General features: G+C 62.5%; 16 protein-coding genes. 10 read left to right on the top strand and 6 right to left on the bottom strand.

Annotated features, from left to right (window positions below):
- Positions 1-217: 217 nt before the first annotated feature.
- On the bottom strand, positions 218-1,603 hold the full coding sequence (locus ACTJKS_RS21045) for a type VI secretion system Vgr family protein (protein WP_262949250.1): 1,386 nt from the start codon (positions 1,601-1,603) through the stop codon (positions 218-220).
- Between the two features lie 221 nt (positions 1,604-1,824).
- Between ACTJKS_RS21045 and ACTJKS_RS21040 the strand changes: the two genes are divergently transcribed.
- Entirely contained in the window at positions 1,825-2,529 is a 705-nt protein-coding gene (locus tag ACTJKS_RS21040) for a YebC/PmpR family DNA-binding transcriptional regulator (protein ID WP_027614601.1), read from the top strand.
- Positions 2,530-2,611: 82 nt separating this feature from the next.
- Here ACTJKS_RS21040 and ACTJKS_RS21035 read toward each other — a convergent pair whose 3' ends face one another.
- Both ACTJKS_RS21035 and zapE read right to left on the bottom strand, forming a co-directional pair.
- Positions 2,612-3,925 (bottom strand): protein kinase, encoded by a 1,314-nt coding sequence (locus tag ACTJKS_RS21035; protein WP_262949249.1) that lies wholly within the window; start codon positions 3,923-3,925, stop codon positions 2,612-2,614.
- A 122-nt stretch (positions 3,926-4,047) separates the two neighbouring features.
- Complete coding sequence (gene zapE, locus ACTJKS_RS21030; RefSeq protein ID WP_108182287.1) at positions 4,048-5,169, bottom strand: cell division protein ZapE; 1,122 nt, start codon at positions 5,167-5,169, stop codon at positions 4,048-4,050.
- Positions 5,170-5,454: 285 nt separating this feature from the next.
- Here zapE and ACTJKS_RS21025 point away from each other — a divergent pair, with 285 nt between their 5' ends.
- The 7 genes from ACTJKS_RS21025 to ACTJKS_RS20995 all read left to right on the top strand — a co-directional run bounded on the left by ACTJKS_RS21025 (position 5,455) and on the right by ACTJKS_RS20995 (position 12,069).
- Complete coding sequence (locus ACTJKS_RS21025; protein ID WP_108182288.1) at positions 5,455-5,976, top strand: Csu type fimbrial protein; 522 nt, start codon at positions 5,455-5,457, stop codon at positions 5,974-5,976.
- 105 nt (positions 5,977-6,081) lie between these two features.
- A complete protein-coding gene (locus tag ACTJKS_RS21020) occupies positions 6,082-6,615 on the top strand; it encodes a Csu type fimbrial protein (protein WP_041068745.1) in 534 nt (177 codons plus the stop codon).
- 19 nt (positions 6,616-6,634) lie between these two features.
- On the top strand, positions 6,635-7,171 hold the full coding sequence (locus ACTJKS_RS21015) for a Csu type fimbrial protein (RefSeq protein ID WP_098968110.1): 537 nt from the start codon (positions 6,635-6,637) through the stop codon (positions 7,169-7,171).
- 4 nt (positions 7,172-7,175) lie between these two features.
- Positions 7,176-7,676, top strand: a complete 501-nt coding sequence (locus tag ACTJKS_RS21010; RefSeq protein WP_262949246.1) for a Csu type fimbrial protein — start codon at positions 7,176-7,178, stop codon at positions 7,674-7,676.
- Positions 7,677-7,710: 34 nt separating this feature from the next.
- Complete coding sequence (locus tag ACTJKS_RS21005; protein WP_041068752.1) at positions 7,711-8,499, top strand: fimbrial biogenesis chaperone; 789 nt, start codon at positions 7,711-7,713, stop codon at positions 8,497-8,499.
- A gap of 244 nt (positions 8,500-8,743) precedes the next feature.
- A complete protein-coding gene (locus ACTJKS_RS21000) occupies positions 8,744-11,101 on the top strand; it encodes a fimbria/pilus outer membrane usher protein (protein WP_108184376.1) in 2,358 nt (785 codons plus the stop codon).
- On the top strand, positions 11,098-12,069 hold the full coding sequence (locus ACTJKS_RS20995) for a Csu type fimbrial protein (protein ID WP_108182290.1): 972 nt from the start codon (positions 11,098-11,100) through the stop codon (positions 12,067-12,069). Before ACTJKS_RS21000 ends, ACTJKS_RS20995 begins: the two co-directional genes overlap by 4 nt.
- Positions 12,070-12,171: 102 nt before the next feature.
- Here the strand turns inward: ACTJKS_RS20995 and ACTJKS_RS20990 are convergent, their stop codons facing one another.
- Positions 12,172-12,927 carry an anti-sigma factor family protein gene (locus ACTJKS_RS20990; protein WP_262949245.1) on the bottom strand — a complete coding sequence of 252 codons (756 nt, stop codon included), beginning with the start codon at positions 12,925-12,927 and terminating at the stop codon, positions 12,172-12,174.
- A complete protein-coding gene (locus ACTJKS_RS20985; RefSeq protein ID WP_262949244.1) occupies positions 12,924-13,430 on the bottom strand; it encodes an RNA polymerase sigma factor in 507 nt (168 codons plus the stop codon). Before ACTJKS_RS20985 ends, ACTJKS_RS20990 begins: the two co-directional genes overlap by 4 nt.
- Before the next feature lie 158 nt (positions 13,431-13,588).
- Between ACTJKS_RS20985 and ACTJKS_RS20980 the strand changes: the two genes are divergently transcribed.
- Entirely contained in the window at positions 13,589-14,683 is a 1,095-nt protein-coding gene (locus tag ACTJKS_RS20980; protein ID WP_262949242.1) for a catalase family peroxidase, read from the top strand.
- A complete protein-coding gene (locus ACTJKS_RS20975; RefSeq protein WP_198759128.1) occupies positions 14,680-15,225 on the top strand; it encodes a cytochrome b in 546 nt (181 codons plus the stop codon). Before ACTJKS_RS20980 ends, ACTJKS_RS20975 begins: the two co-directional genes overlap by 4 nt.
- Here the strand turns inward: ACTJKS_RS20975 and ACTJKS_RS20970 are convergent.
- On the bottom strand, positions 15,222-16,421 hold the full coding sequence (locus ACTJKS_RS20970) for an MFS transporter (RefSeq protein WP_262949241.1): 1,200 nt from the start codon (positions 16,419-16,421) through the stop codon (positions 15,222-15,224). The two genes, ACTJKS_RS20975 and ACTJKS_RS20970, sit on opposite strands and share 4 nt — an antisense overlap.
- Positions 16,422-16,568: the final 147 nt, after the last annotated feature.

Here is a 16,568-nt window from a genome sequence, read left to right as displayed (position 1 = left end):
GGCTTGCCAGCGATGGCGGCCTGACAGCCGACCAGTCTCCAGCTGCCAACACCCATTCCCACTGTGGGAGCGAGCTTGCTCGCGAAGACGGCCTGACAGCCGACCAATCTCCCACTGCCCACACCCAATCCAACTGCAGGAGTTAGCCTGCTCGTGATAGCAACCTCCCGGCCAACCACTTTCCGGCAGCTGTACTCAATTCCAATGTCTGCGATGCTTACGGATCGGCCCCGTGGAGCAGCCAGTCGAGCAACAGGCTGTCGTCGCGCGGTGGTGGCGTTTCGTTCGGTGGCGCCGGGGGTGGATGGGCGAGGCAGAGGATCGGTCGATCCGGGTCGCTGTCGAGGAAGCTCACCCACACCTCACTGCCGGCGCGGGGCAGTTGGTGGATGGCGAGCCGGCCGGCGCCGGTCAGCGCGATCGGCAACCACAGGGACGCAGGCTCAGGTGTTTGCGTTGGCCACAGGCTGACGCCGATGCGCCCGCGCTCATCCAGTGGCGCTGGCTGGCCAGGCGATCCCAGCACTCGTGCCAGGTGATAGCCGCCGATGTTCGGGCGCGGCTGCGCCAGGGGCGGGCGAAAGTCGCTCGACCAGGGCAGGGCGCTGAAGTCGTTTCGGTAATCATGCACCTCGGTTGTCGGATCAAGGATCGAAGGGTGCCGGCCTTGATGGTGCAGTTCGGTGATCAGCCATTGCTCGTTGAACGCATGGATCGGGTGTTCGCTGATCTGCAGCAGATGCCCGCTGCGCAACGCGCTGCAATCGCCGGATCCGCGAATCGTGCGCGACTGGCAGCGCTGGCGCTGCAGATGACGTCGGCTGCGTTGTTCGGTGTGACGCTGGTCGCTCGACAGGTTCCGCGGTGTGAGCGCCGGCACAGGGTGGTTGGCCGCGTCGGCGCTGATGACTGCCTGGCCCCGATTGCGAATGCCGGGCGCGGCCATGACCGGTGTCGCGTCATGGCGCTGTAACAGCGTGCTGATACGTGGTGAGGGCGTGTCGTCGGTCACGGCAAACGGCACTGCCAGCGGTTCCTGCGGCAGGCTCAGGTTGTCGTCGGCAAATACCACCACATGCCCGTCCGGGCGATGTTCGAAGTGATAGTGAATGCCTTCCTCCTCACACAGACGGTGAAGGAAGGCCAGGTCGCTTTCCTCGTATTGCAGGCAAAATTCCCGTGGTGGGTAAGGGCCGACGCTCATTTCGATCCGGTAACTGTCGGCTGGCAGCTCATGCTCTTCGAGCAGTTGCGCAAGGATCGCCGGCACGCTCGCTTGCACGAAGACCCGACGCTGTGGCGACTGCGCCAGACGTTGCAGGTACGGCACCAGCGTCAATCGGTAGCCAATGCGGTGGCTGGCGCGATGCTCACAACTGACACTGTGGATCAGGCCGTGAATGCCGTGAGCGTCGCCCAGGCGCAGGAACGCCGGTTGTCGCAGCAGGCTGCCCGGCGCCAAGGCCGGGGCCAGGGCGATCACTTCAATCTCGAAACGAAACGGCTGATTGAGTGCTTCCTTGCCACTGAAACACAGGACCGGCAGGCACAGTGGGCCGTCGGTCAGGGTCAGGGTGAACGGGCTTTGCTGGTCATTGAGCATTCATACGGGCTCTGTCGGGCAATACGGACGGCAGAGGGTACGAAAACGCGAGCATTAATGGTCGTGGCTGGTGGGCTTTTCAGAATCGCCCTACAAGTCGTGGTGAAGATGTCGATTCAACAATGAATTTTTTTGGTCGATTGCCGACTTTAGGCCGTATAAACTTGGCGCCATGCGTCGGCCAATAGATGTCTCGGCGCCACAGATCAAGAGAGTGAGTAATGGGCGCACAGTGGAAGGTTAAACACAAAGAAGCGGCAGCCAACGCCAAGGGCAAGATCTTCGGCAAACTGGTGAAAGAAATCACCATCGCTGCCCGCAACGGTGCCGATACCGCCACCAACGCACACCTGCGTCTGGTGGTCGAACAGGCCAAGAAAGCCTCGATGCCCAAGGAAACCCTGGACCGCGCCATCAAGAAAGGCGCTGGCTTGCTGGGCGAAACCGTGCAATACCACCGTGTGACGTATGAAGGTTTCGCGCCGCACCAGGTTCCGTTGATCGTCGAGTGTGTGACCGACAACATCAACCGCACCGTCGCGGAAATCCGCGTGGCGTTCCGCAAGGGCCAACTGGGTGCATCCGGTTCGGTGGCCTGGGACTTCAACCACGTCGGCATGATCGAAGCCTCGCCGGACACCCCGGACGCCGACCCGGAAATGGCCGCGATCGAGGCCGGTGCCCAGGACTTCGAGCCGGGTGAAGAGGGCGCGACCCTGTTCCTGACCGATCCGACCGACCTTGATGCCGTCCAGAAAGCCCTGCCTGAGCAAGGTTTCACGGTGTTGTCGGCGAAACTCGGCTATCAGCCGAAGAACCCGGTCAGCGGCCTGAGTGCCGAGCAGATGGCTGAAGTTGAAGCGTTCCTGGAAGGCCTCGACAACCACGATGACGTGCAGGACATGTTTGTCGGTCTGGCGGGCTAAGATCAAAAGATCGCAGCCTGCGGCAGCTCCTACAGGTGTACACATAACCCTGTAGGAGCTGCCGCAGGCTGCGATCTTTTTGTCATTGTGTGTGCAATACCTGAATCACTTCGCCAAACCCCGGCCGCGCCAGCACATCCGGCTGACAGCAACGCTGTTCCAGCGCTTGCAGCACTTCGCGCCGCTCGGCACTCAGCCCTGAGTCGATGCGCGCCAGCAATTCCCCCAGCAGAACCCCGAACGCCCGCACTTCGATGCGTTGCAGCGCCCGGGTTTCCAGATTGTCAGTGGTGGCATGGAACGATGCCGCGCCAAAATCCCCCAGCAAGCAATCGCCCTGATCGTTCAACAGAATGTTGTGGCCGTAGAGGTCGCCGTGGGTGATGCCCTGTTGATGCAAGTGTTCGGCCGCCGATGCGATCCCTTGGGCAATGTTCAGTGCCACCTCGGCACTGAAGCGGCAGTCCTCGGCATACACATCCCGCGAGCAACTCGCCAGGCTCGGCAATGCCGCGAGATTGCGAAAGCTCGGGTCGATCAGTTGCATCACCAACCCGTGTTGCCCGTCAGGATGACCGTGAATACGGCCTTCCACGCGGATCAGGTTCGGGTGCAGGCCGGCGGTGATGCAGGCGTTCATCTCATGCAGCGGCGAACCGTCGCTGGTCATCTCGCCTTTGTACAGCTTCACCGCGACCGGCACCGACGAGTCTGCGCTACGTTGCCACTGTGCCCGGGAAATCACCCCGGAAGCGCCTTCGCCCAAACGCTGTTGCAGACGCAGTGTCGACCAGTCGATCAGCGGCGTGGCCTCCAGCGCGGCGGCGTCGGCTTCGGTTTCCAGCGGATTGCCGGCATATGCCAGCCAGGTCAGGCTCGGCAGGGTCAGCAGCCACTGCGGCAGTTCACGCAACTGGTTGGCCGCGATGCGGATCAGCTCCAGACGGTGGCACTGGCTCATCGACGCCGGCAGCGCTTGCAGGCGATTGCCGGCCAGCAGCAGTTTTTGCAGGTACGGGCGCTCGCCCAGTTCGCTGGGCAGGGTGTCGATGCAGTTGTCGGTCAGGATCAACCAGCGCAGCCGCGGCGGCAATGCAGCGCCCGGCACGTGGCGGATGCGGTTGGCCTTGAAGCCGATCATCGTCAGCGCTGCACACTGGCCGACGCACTCCGGCACCTCGGTAAAGTGGTTGTCCGAGCAGAACAGAATGCGCATGCGGGTCAGCCGATGCAGGTCGTCCGGCAGGCTGCTCAAGGCATTGCCGCTGAGGTTGAGCACCTCCAACGTATCGGCCAGATCGAAAATTTCCCGGGGGAACTCGGTCAGGCCGCAGGACAGGTCCAGCCGGGTAATGCCCGACAACTCGCCGGCGCGCAATTGAGCAAGGGTGTGCATGTGCAGGTTCACTATCAAATGAAGAAGCGCCGGGCGCTCGGAATGGGCGACATGATAACGGCAAAGTCCGGGTTTGCATTGATCTGACCTGCAGGCTCGCTCCCCCAAGGGACTTGAGTGGATCAGTGGATTTCCTGCAACTGCCCCAGACGGCTGCGGGTGCGGGCCAGATCGATGGCGTTGCCGCTCAGGGTCTCGCGCAGCGGCAAGCGGCTGAGCAGGGTCAGGTGTTTGTCCTGGTCGTAGAGCACGTCGATCAGATTGATGAAGCGCTGTTGCGCGGCGATCGAGCGTTCGTCCAGTTCCGGCAGGTCGTCGATGATCCACTGGTCGAAACGCCGACACAGTTCCAGGTAATCCATCACCGCCGTCGGTTGCTCGCACAAATCGTTGAAGCGGAAAGCCACCCGGCGGCCCTCGCACAGGCGCGCCTGAATGTGGCGGCTGCCCACCGGCAGAGCCATGGCTGGCGCACCCTCGGGCGGCAGATTCAGCGCCTGGCGCTGGGTCGCTGCGGCCGGCCACACATAATGGCCTTGAGTGAAGACCTGGTGCGCATGATTGCTCGCCTGACTGCGGTAATCGTGGGGGCCGCCGACCTCCATCACGTGCATGCGTGCGTTGATCAAGTCGATCACCGGTTTGAAACGCGCGTGATAGAGCGGGTTAGGCAGCAAGCCCTCCGGCGGATAATTGGAGGTCACCAGCAACACAATGCCGCGCTGAAACAGGGCCTTGAACAGCCGGGTAATGAGCATGGCATCGCCGATGTCATGCACATGAAATTCGTCGAAACACAGCACCCGGCAGTCGTGTAACAGTTCATCGAGGGTGACGCCGAGGGCATCGTTCTGTTCGCGATGCTCGAACATGCCCTGATGCAATCGGGCGAAGAATTCATGGAAATGCACGCGCTGTTTCTGCGTGGTGGGCAGGGCCTGAAAAAAGCCTTCGAGCAGCCAGCTCTTGCCGCGTCCGACTGCACCATGCAGGTACAGACTCGGCGGCATTTGCGGCCTGGCACCGAACAACAGGCTGGCCTGTTGTGCCATGTAATCGATCACCCGCTGCTGGCTGTGGCTGAGGGTGTAACCCTGGCTGTGAGCCTTGAGCCGGAAGTATTCGTAGATCGTGCGGGCAGTGGCGTCATGCCCGGCACTGGCTGGCCGGCCCTTGGCGAGCCAGCGGCGCAGCGCCGACCAGCGTTGGGTCAGTGGCGATCGTTTGGGCGCTCGAGAGGGCACAGTGCAGTCACTCCGTAGTCATCAGGCCGGCGCCCGGGAGCGCGGCGCCGTAGTGTAACCAGAGGCGGCGTCAGGCTCCATGGCGGCGTGTCGACAATGGGCGATTACTGAACAACATTGTGTGGAACGTACAGCTATTTGCAGCGATGTAATTCGTTGTATTGCCAACCTTTCGAAACATATCCCGGAAGATCCATGGATCCAATCGACTGGCGGATTCGTCGACTGTTGCTAACCTGAAACACAGTAACGTCATCCGAATGTTCCCTGCCAAGGAATGGGACCGTGATTGCACGTGTGGTGGTGGGCCTGCTCGGGGTGCTTGGGAGCGCGGTATATGCGGCGGATCTTCAGGTTGAAGTCCGCGTTGACGTGATGCGTGGTTGCCAATTGATCGGCCAGCAGCGCGAGGCGGGTATCGAACAACTGGGCGTGCTGGATTTCGGCAGCACCGCGCGCCTCGATGATCCGGCCGGGCCCTTGGGTGCGGCGCTGACCAACCAGCGGTTGCCACGCCTGGAGTGCAACCCCGACACACCTTATCAGTTGCGTGTCGACGGTGGCCTGCACGGCGGCGTCGGTGAGGTTCGCTACATGGCGGGGGCGGCCGGGAGCAAGCCGATTCCGTACCACCTGTTTCAGGACGCGGCGCGCCGGGTGCCGTTGATGGTGAACGTGCCGGTCAGCGGTCGGGTGCCGGACACCGGCACCGTGGAGCTGCCGCTGTATGCGCGGATCGAGCGTCTGGCCCAGGTGCCACAGGTCGGGCGCTATTCGGACCTGGTGAAGGTCACCGTGACCTGGTAAGTGCAGAATTTCAGGCAATCCGCTGGAGGCGGGCTGCGCAGGGAAGGGGCGTTCAGTACTGAGCGCGGGAGACGCAAGCATCCTGAAGGAGTAGGGACGGACGCAATGACAGGCAAGCACTGGATGGTCATCGCCACGGGTACGCTGCTGTTGCTCGCTGACGACGCACAGGCGGCGATCAGCGGGCAGATCAACGCGCGACTGATCCTGATCGCCGGGTGCGAAGTCACCAACAGCGCCACCCCGGCGATTCCGGTGAGCAATCTGGGCACCCTTGATTTCGGTCAGCAGGGGCCGACCTGGACTTCGCCCATCAAGGCCAGTCTCGACGGCGACAGCAGCGGCAAGCTGAATGTGGCCTGCAATCCCTCGGTCACCGGTTTCACGGTCACCATCGACGGCGGCACTCATGGCGACGGCACCACCCGCCGCCTGAGCAACGGACGCCAGACCCTGCCTTATCAACTGTTCCTGGATGCCTCCGGCAGCCAACGCTACAGCATCGGCCAACAACACAATTTCGCTGTCACCAGCGGTGCGCAGATACCGATTCCGGTCTTTGGCACGGTGGTGGCGAATACCCGCGCGGTACCGGCAGGTGTCTATACCGACACGCTGACGGTGACGCTCGACTGGTAACCCGTAGAGGACGGACACCATGCGCAAGTTTGCATCAAGGATAGGTTTGTCGTTGCTCGGCCTGACGCTGGTTTCCAGTGCCAACGCCGCCACCACGGTCACCGGCCAGATCACCGCTAGCCTGACCCTGATCAGCAGCTGTCAGGTCAACGGTGCCGGCGGTTCCACCGGGCTGAACTTTGGTGCGCTGAACTTCGGCACCGCCAACAGCCTGTTCACCACCGCGAGCGGGCAGGTTCTGGGCGGTGGCGGCGGGGCGCTGTCGATTCTCTGCTCCAGCGGCACGACCCCGGTGGTCAAGGTGCGTGCGGGTGCTCACGACGGGCAATCGCCGGGTGGCGCTCGCGCGCTGTACGACGGTGTCGCCAACTATGTGCCGTACGACTTCTACACCGATGCCGGGCATTCGCAGCTGCTGCCGATCGACGGCACGATCAACCTGGCGACCAGCACTGGCGTGGCGCAGACGGTGAATATCTACGGTCAGGCGGTGGGCAAGGCCGGGTTGCCGGCGGGGACGTACACCGACACCGTCGCTGTCGAACTGACGTTCTGATGCCATGCGCCGCCAAGGCTGTGCCGCGCTACTCCTGCTCTGTGCGGGCAGTGTGCCGCTGTCACTGGGGGCGGCGACCAGCCAGAGCTTTCAGGTCAGCGCGACCATCACGCCGGGATGCCTGGTGGTGGGCGGTGTCTCGAATTACGGTGGGCTGAATTTCGGTACGAGTTCGGCTCTGGGCACCGGCACGGTGCAAGTGGCGCTGACCGGTGGCGTGCAGTTGCAGTGCACACCGGGCGTGACGCTGAACATGAGCGTCGATGGCGGCCAGTACAACAGCAGTGGTCGGCATATGCAGCTCAACAGCGGCAGTGCGCGGGTGGCGTACGCGCTGTTTCGCGATGCGGCTTACAGCCAGAGCCTGGGCATCAGTCAGAGCGTGGCGGTGGCTTACAGCGATGCGAACAACATCAGCCTGCCGATTTACGGGCAGGTGCAGTTGCCGGGCAATCAGCCTGGGGGGACGTACAGCGACGTGTTGCAGGTGCAACTGTCGTGGTGAGGCGACGTTTGAATGGCCGACAAGGAGCAGGTTCATGGGGGCAGTGACTTCACGGCATTCGGTTGCGCAGCGCGTGATGCTGGCGCTGATGATGCTTGGGGCTGGCAATGCGCAGGCCGCCAGTTCGGTGCTGATCTGGCCGATCGATCCGGTGCTGGAGGCCGATCAACAGGCCAGTGCGTTGTGGCTGGAGAACCGCGGCACGGAAACCGCCAACCTGCAGATCCGAGTGTTCGGCTGGAGCCAGAGCGGCTTTGAAGAGCAATACCAGAACCAGCGTGACGTGATCGGCAGCCCGCCGGTGGCGAAGATCGAACCGGGCCAGAAACAACTGGTGCGCCTGACCCGAACCAAGGATGTGCCGCCGGGACAGGAACTGGCTTACCGGATCATCATCGACGAAATCCCTGGCGCTCAGCCACCGGCTGCCGAGGGCGGCAAAACGGCGGCGGCGATTCGCTTCCAGATGCGTTATTCGGTGCCGTTGTTTGCCTACGGCGCGGGGCTGTGGAGCAAGGAGGACAGCACGCGGCCGCGCGATCCCAAAGGCGTGGGGCTGCCGCAATTGAGCTGGCGCACGGTGGCGGTGGACGGCCGGCCGTATGTCGAAGTGCGCAATCAGGGCGCAGTGCATGCGCGGCTGACTGACGTGGCGATCAAACAGGGCGGGCAAAGCAAGCCGTTGGCCGAGGGCCTGTTGGGTTACGTGCTGCCGGGGGCGGTGATGCGCTGGCCGGCACCGGGCCCCTTGGCGAGCGAGTCGGCGCTGCAGGTGCGGGTCAATGGCGGGGCGCAGGTGCAGAGCATTGCGCCGGAGCGCTGAAAAAGGAGCCATGCCGAGTGGACTTTTGTGGCGAGGGAGCTTGCTCCCGCTGGGTTGCGAAGCAGCCCCAAGCCGTGTCAGGTAGTCCGCTCAAACAGTTCTGACGACGGCTGCGCCGCCGAGCAGGAGCAAGCTCCCTCGCCACAATGATTACATCGTGTCGTCAACATTCCAGAGAAAGATAACTGGCTTTGGCAATAGTGGCATCAGGAGGATTCAGTCCATTGACGGACGTAAAGCGTGTATGAGCTCAGGATGGGCTCGTCGTATTCAGCGTCCGTTGTGGCTGATGACTGGCGCGTGGTGCCTGATGGTCGTGCAACCCACCGGGGCCGGCGAATTGCCGCCGCCTCCCAGCGGCATGGAGGCCGTCAGTGATGCACAGTTGTTTCTGGAGTTGGTGGTCAATCAGATGAACACCGGGCGGGTGGTGGCGGTACAGCAGCGTGACGGGCATCTGTTTCTGCCGGCGAGCGCATTACGCGAAACCGGGATGAAACTGCCTGACGGTAGTGCTGACGAAGTCGATCTTGATGGCCTGCCGGGACTGCACATCGAGTACGACAGTGTCGGTCAGCGCCTGCTGCTGGATGTTCCGCCGCAGTGGCTGCCGGACCAGTTCATCGGCAATCGCGAGAACTATCCGCGCACTCCTGCGCTGAGCAGCTTCGGTGCGCTGTTCAATTATGACCTGTACCTCAACGACACCGACGACGCCGGCACCTATCTGGCGGCCTGGAACGAGCTGCGGCTGTTCGACGGCTGGGGCACCCTGTCCAACACCGGGCAGTACCGGCGCACCTTGTCCGGCGATTCGCTCAGTACGCTGGACAACGGCTATCTGCGCTACGACACCACCTGGCGTTACTCGGATGACGAGCGAATGCTCACCTACGAAGGCGGCGACGTGATCAGCGGCGCCTTGCCCTGGAGCAACTCGGTGCGTCTGGGCGGTGTGCAGTTCTCGCGGGACTTTGCCGTGCGTCCGGATCTGGTGACCTATCCCTTGCCGCAGTTCGCCGGGGAAGCGGCGGTGCCGTCCTCGGTAGATCTGTTTATCAATGGCTACAAGTCCAGCAGCACCGACCTGCAACCGGGGCCGTATACCTTGACCAACATTCCGTTCATCAACGGCGCCGGGGAGGCGGTGGTGGTGACCACCGATGCGCTGGGGCGGCAAGTGTCGACGACGGTGCCGTTCTATGTCACCAGCAGTTTGCTGCAAAAAGGCCTGAGCGATTTTTCCGTGGCTGCCGGTACGTTGCGCCGCGATTACGGTTTGAAGGACTTCAGCTACGGCACCGGAGTCACCTCCGGCAGCCTGCGCTACGGCGTCAGTGACAGCTTTACTCTGGAAAGCCATGCCGAAGCGGCGGATTCGCTGACCCTCGGCGGCATCGGCGGCAACCTGCGTCTGGGCAATTTCGGCGTGCTCAACAGCGCCATCAGTCAGAGCCGTTTCGAAGGCGAGGGGGGCAACCAGTTCAGCCTCGGTTATCAGTACAGCAGCCAGCGCTACAGTTTTTCCTGGCAACGCTTGCAACGCCGCGACCAATACGCCGACCTGAGTGTGATCGACACGCCTTACATCAGCCTCAGCCGGCGCAGCGAGCAGGCGACCCTGAGTGTCAACCTCGACCGTTGGGGTAGCCTCGGTGCCGGCTATTTCGACGTGCGCGCGGCGGACGATTCGCGCACGCGCCTGCTCAACCTGAGCTGGAGCAAGCCGTTGTGGCGCAACAGCAGTTTCTACCTTTCGGCCAACCGCGAGATCGGCGACAGCCACTGGGCGGTGCAGGCGCAACTGGTGATTCCGTTCGATCTGCGCGGCAGTCTGGCGATCAGCAGCGAGCGCAGCAAGACCGGGCAGAGTCAGCAGCGGGTCAATTACAGTCGTTCGGTGCCGACCGAGGGCGGGGTCGGTTTCAATCTGGGCTACGCCGAGGGTGATGGCCCCGATTATCGTCAGGCCGACCTGACCTGGCGTCTGCAATCGGTGCAATTGCAGGCCGGGGTCTACGGCACTTCAGACGCCGAAACCCGTTGGGCTGATGCCAGTGGCTCGCTGGTGTGGATGGATCGCCAGGTATTCGCGGCCAATCGTATCGACGATGCATTTGTGGTGGTCAGTACCGATGGCTTTGCCGACATTCCAGTGCGCTACGAAAACCAGCAGGTCGGTCAAACCGACAAGAACGGCCATCTGCTGGTGCCTTGGAGCAGCGCCTATTACCGTGGCAAATATGAAATCGATCCGCTGAACCTGCCGGCCAACGTGCGCAGCCCCAACGTCGAGCAGCGCATCGCCGTGCGCCGGGGCAGCGGTTATTTGCTGGAGTTTCCACTGAGTCGGGTGATCGCTGCGAGTATCGTGCTGGTGGACGCGCAGCAACGTGAACTGCCGTTGGGCGCGGGCGTGTTGCACGAGCAAAGCGGGGCGCGCACGGTGGTTGGCTGGGATGGCCTGGTCTACCTGGAAAACCTGCAGGCACAGAACTCGTTGTTGGTGACGCTGGCGGACGGCAAGACCTGCAAGTCGCAGTTCAATGTGGATATGCAACAAAGCCAGGTGCCGCTGATCGGCCCGTTGGTGTGTCAATGAGCGCGGCGCGGATTTGCCTGTGTCTGGCGCTGCTGCTGCCTGGGGCGGCACAGGCCTTGTGTTCGGTGGTCAGTACCACTGCGGCGGCGTTCGGTTCGATCAGTTCGATTGCCGTGCGCACCACGACGCAGCCCAGTTCCACGCTCAACGCCGGGTTGAGTTGTACGGGTTCGCTGCTGACCCTGCTGACCAGCAATGATCACTTTTACGCCACCATCACCTCGACCCAGAGCGGCTTGCTCGGGCCGACCGGCGATGTCATCGGCTACACGATCTACGCCAACAACAGCACCAGCTACCCGGTGACCCGTGGCACCGCCTTCGACTTCGCCCGCAATGGCATCATCGACGCTTTGGGGCTGCTCAACGGCACCACCCCGAAAACCGTGCCGCTGTACCTGAGTACGACCATTGGCAGCAACGTTGCCGCCGGGGTCTACACAGAAACCCTGAGTATTTTCTGGAACTGGAATTACTGCTCCGGGATCGGTGCCGGCAGTATTTGCCTGGGGCGCGACATCAACAGCGGTACGGCGACGTTGACAGTGAACCTGACCGTGTCCAACGACTGCACGATTACCGCGCCAAACATTGCCTTTGGCAGCGCGCCGGTGATCAGCGCCTTTACGCCGGTGACCGGGCAGACGATCAATCTGGCCTGCACCAAGGGCAGCGCCTACACCGTCGGTTTGAGCGATGGGCAGAACCCGGTCAGTGTCGGCGGTCGGCGGCGGATGATTTCCGGGAGCAATTATCTGGCCTACGACATCTTCAAAAGCGCCGGGACTACTCGTTGGGGCAGTGTCGGCAGTGCGCGCCGGTCGAGCACTGACGCCGAGGTCAATCCAGGAAATGGTCTGGGCACCGGGAGCCAGATCTTCAATTACAACGCGAAAATCTACACCGACCAGACCACGCCGCCGGCGGGGACTTACCTGGACAATGTGGTGCTGGACGTGGGTTTCTGACCCAACACAGTCCCCTGTAGGAGCTGCGGCACGCTGCGATCTTTTGACCTTGATGTTAANATCAAAAGATCGCAGCGTGCCGCAGCTCCTACAGGGGGGCTTTCAGAATTGTATTGATTGCTTCAACTGCTGCGCCGCCGGCGAGTCTGTCGGACTGACCATCGCATAATTGTACCCGCCGCCGGACCAGTAATCGGCCTGCAGATCGCCGTCGCTGCGGCTGCCGCGTGGCAGAAAGGTGTTTTTCGGCCCCGGTGGCCGCACGTAGAAACTGACCTTGTGACCGCTGCGATCCTCATACATCACCATCGCCGCCGGTCCTTCGTCGGTGCTGAGCAGACGGCCGCTGACCGGTTCGAAGCCGGCGGATTTCAGATCCGGCAGACGACTGGCCTGAGTGAAATACCGGTCGAGCCAATGCTGCATGTCGCCGTCACTGTCGACTTTATAGTCCGCCGGCAATATTCCCTGCTGTGCAATCAGTCGATAGGCCTGCAAGGCATCGGTCATTGGCAGCACAGAGGCGCGCGCGAGGGTCATTTCCCGCGCCTGCCAGCCACTGAAACCACCGAGGCCGACCGCGATCAGCAAAACTGCCGCGCTGGCCAGATGACGCCGTGATTGACGCTTGAGACGCTGGCGAATCTGCGCGGGATCCAACTGCGGATTCGTCGGTTGTTGCAACGCACCGCCCAGCGCAGCGCGCAATTGTTGGGCATCCTGCTGCCAGGCGCGAACCTGTGCGGCGGTGTCCGGATGATTGGCCAGCCAGGCGTCGAGGACGCGCCGATCGGCCTCGCTGAGTTGGTGGTCGACGTACGCGTGCAGGTCGCGTTCGCTGGGGGGCATGCTGATCATTTGAGTATCCGCAAGGAAGGGCTGCTGATTTCGCCGTCGCTGAGCTGGCGCAAGGCCTGACGAGCGCGGGACAGACGCGACATCACCGTGCCGCTGGGGACGTTAAGGATTTGCGCGACTTCCTTGTAGCTCAAGCCTTCCACCGAAACCATCAACAGCAGGGCTCGCTGTTCAGCAGGCAGGCGATCGAAGGCTTGCAGGGTCGATTGGGCGATCACCGTGCGCTCGGTCGAGGGCTCGGCGTCATCGCGACCGGTGAATAATTCGAGCATCCGCGCATAACGACGGGAGCGCCGATGGGCGTCGAGAAACTGCCGATAGAGGATTGCGAACAGCCATGCGCGCACATCACCCTCGGCGCGTTTCGCGCTCCAGCCGGACAGGGCCCGCTCGAGGCTGGCCTGCACCAGATCGTCGGCGCTGCTGCTGTTGCGGGTCAACGACACGGCAAAGCGGCGCAATCTGGGAATGATTTCTCTCAACTGTTCGTCGAATTCGCTCATGAATTTCTGCTAGTCACTACGCTGTGGACTAGGGGAGACGTCTGCCGTGCGAGGTTATTCCACGTTCGGAAAAATAAATACCGGGCCATGGAATAAATCCCGCTGGGGTGCGTCTTGCTGATTCTTCCTACTTGTGGCCGATGGCCCTGGAGTTATTCATGGTTGATCGCACTTCACCGCCGGGCAGGCCGTCGCGCCCACCCTTGAGTGCCGCGAGCACAGTGTTGCGTCTGACGGCGATTGCCGTGGTAGTTGCCGCTGTCGCCGGGGCGTTTGCCTACGTGCACGGTAACCTTGACCCACAACGTCTGACGCCCAAGGCGCTGGTCGATGTGCTGGAGAAAAACAACGGCGTGCATCCCGGTTTCCGTCGCAACCACGCCAAAGGCGTATGCGTGATCGGGCATTTCGAGAGCAGCGGCGAGGCGCGGGCGTTTTCTACCGCGCAGGTGTTCAACGAGGCGCGGACTCCGGTGGTCGGGCGCTTCGCATTGCCGGCGGGCAATCCCTACGCCCCGGACAGCAGCGTACCGATTCGCAGTCTGGCGCTGCGTTTCAGTCAGGCCAACGGTCAGCAATGGCGCACCGGGATGAACAGCATGCCGGTGTTCCCGGTCGGCACGCCCGAAGCGTTCTATCAATTGCAGCAGGCGCAGTCGCCGGATCCGGTCACGGGCAAACCGGACCCGTCGAAGGTGCCGGCATTCTTCGCCGCGCACCCGGAAGCCGTGCCGTTCCTGACGTGGGTGAAGACCGCCAAACCCTCGGCCAGCTATGCCACCGAAACCTACAACAGCGTGAATGCGTTCTATCTGGTCAGCGCCAGTGGGCAGAAGCAGGCGGTGCGCTGGAGCGTCACGCCACTGGCGCGCGATGCCGCCGGAGCAACAGCGCTGGAGGGCGCGGATTTTCTGGAAAAGGATTTGGTGCAGCGACTGGCCGAAGGGCCGTTGCGCTGGCAGTTGAACATCACCTTGGCCAACCCCGGTGACCCGGTGAACGATGCAAGCAAAACCTGGCCCGACGGCCGCAAGGTGATCAACGCCGGCACGCTGGTACTGGAGAAGACCCAGCCGCAGCTCAGCGGTGAATGCCGCGACATCAATTACGATCCGCTGGTGCTGCCCGCCGGTATCGAAGGCTCCGACGACCCGTTGCTCGCTGCGCGTTCCGCCGGTTACGCCGATTCCTACCTGCGACGTACCAGTGAAGTCAGCCAACTGCCCGCCGCCAGACAGGAGGCTCGCCCATGAGCACGCAACCGACTCATTTCGCGCTGTTGGCGCGGCTCCTGCACTGGCTGATGGCGCTGATGATCATCGCCATGTTGTTCATTGGCGCCGGCATGGTCACTTCGGTTTCACAGCGGCATGAATGGTTGATTCACCTGCATAAACCGCTGGGGATTGCGATTCTGCTGCTGGTGGTCGTGCGCCTGTTGGTACGTTTTTCCACCCGACAGCCACCGCTGCCAGCGGATCTGCCGGGTTGGCAAGTGATGGCGGCCAAGGCGTCGCATGTGTTGTTGTACGCCTTGATGCTGGTGCTACCGGTGCTCGGTTGGGCGATGATCAGTGCGTCGGGGGAGCCGGTGATGCTCAGTAGTACCTTGCAATTGCCGTCGATCCTGCCGGCCGATGCGCAGGTGTTTGCCCTGTTGCGCAGGGCGCACGGTTATCTGGCGTACCTGTTGTTCCTGACCGTGCTGTTACACCTGGCGGCGGCGCTGTTCCACGGTTGGGTGCGCCGCGACGAGGTGCTCGACAGCATGTTGCGCGGTCGCGAGCGCGATTAACCGGCCTGTGTGGCGCACCGCTGTGGCGCGCCACTTTTCAGGGTCAGCCACCAGTAACCCAGCGCCAGCGCATTGATAGCGGCGCCGAGCAGGCACACGCCGCTCCAGCCGGCCCACGCGTATGTTGCCGTGGAAAGGATTGAACCCACGGCGCTGCCAATCGAGTAGAACAGCATGTAGCCGGCAGTGAGGCGGCTTTGCGCTTCGGGGCGCACGCTGTAGATCATGCTCTGGCTGGTGACGTGTACGGCCTGCAGGCCCAGATCCAGAGTGATCACCCCCAGCAACAGCGCCCACAACGAAGACTGGGTGACGGCGATCGGCAGCCACGAGGCGAGCATCAGCAGCAGCGACACACCACTGACCCATTGGCCCAGACCGCGATCGGCGAGATGTCCGGCGCGTGCTGCAGCCAGTGCCCCGGCGGCGCCGGCCAGTCCGAACAGGCCGATTTCGCTGTGGGACAACGACAGCGGCGGGGCGGCCAGCGGCAGTACCATCGGCGTCCACAGGACCATGGCGCTGGCGAAGGTCAGCAGGGCGAGGATTGCCCGTTGTCGCAGCACCGGCTCTTGTTTGAACAGGCGGAACACCGAGACGATCAGCGCGCCGTAAGCGCTGGACGGTTGCGCGGACTCACGCTTGGGCAGGACGCGCAACAGTAGAAGGGCCATCAGCAGCGTCAGCCCCGCCGACAACAGATAAATCGCCCGCCAGCCGGCCAGATCAGCCATGGCACCGGCCACGGTACGGGCGAGCAGAATACCGACGACGATGCCGCTGGTGACCACGCCGACCACTCGACCGCGTTGCGCCGGGATGGCCAATGTCGCGGCGTAGGCCACCAGCACCTGCGTCACCACCGCGAGCAAACCGGTCAACGTCATGCCGAGCAGCAGCCACAGACTGTTGGGTGCCAGCGCAATCATCAGCAGGGCGACTGCCGAGAGCAGGGTCTGGGTGACGATCAGTCGGCGTCGGTTGAGCAGATCGCCGAGAGGAACCAGCAATACCAGGCCGATGCCATAGCCGATCTGCGTCAAGGTCATGACGATACCGATGCTTGCCGGTGACATGGCGAATGCGTCGGCCATGGCGTCCAGTAGCGGCTGCGCGTAATACACGTTGCCCACGGCCAGACCGCAGGCAATGGCGAACAGCAGCACCACGCTGCTTTTGAGCGGTTGAGGTTGCATGCCCTGATTCCTTTTTGGGTTTCAAATTAAAACCAGAATAAAAGTAAGCATTCTGGTTTTAATTTGCAACCTTGTTGGTCATGGCATTTGATCGCGCAAAAAAAAGATCGCAGACAATGCTGCGATCTTCGGGTGGAGCGGGGGAGG

The organism is Pseudomonas sp. 22189, from assembly GCF_052045635.1.
Classification (GTDB): Bacteria; Pseudomonadota; Gammaproteobacteria; order Pseudomonadales; family Pseudomonadaceae; genus Aquipseudomonas; species Aquipseudomonas parakoreensis.
Note: the sequence above shows the minus strand (reverse complement) of the source record. Positions and strands in the feature narration are given on the sequence as shown.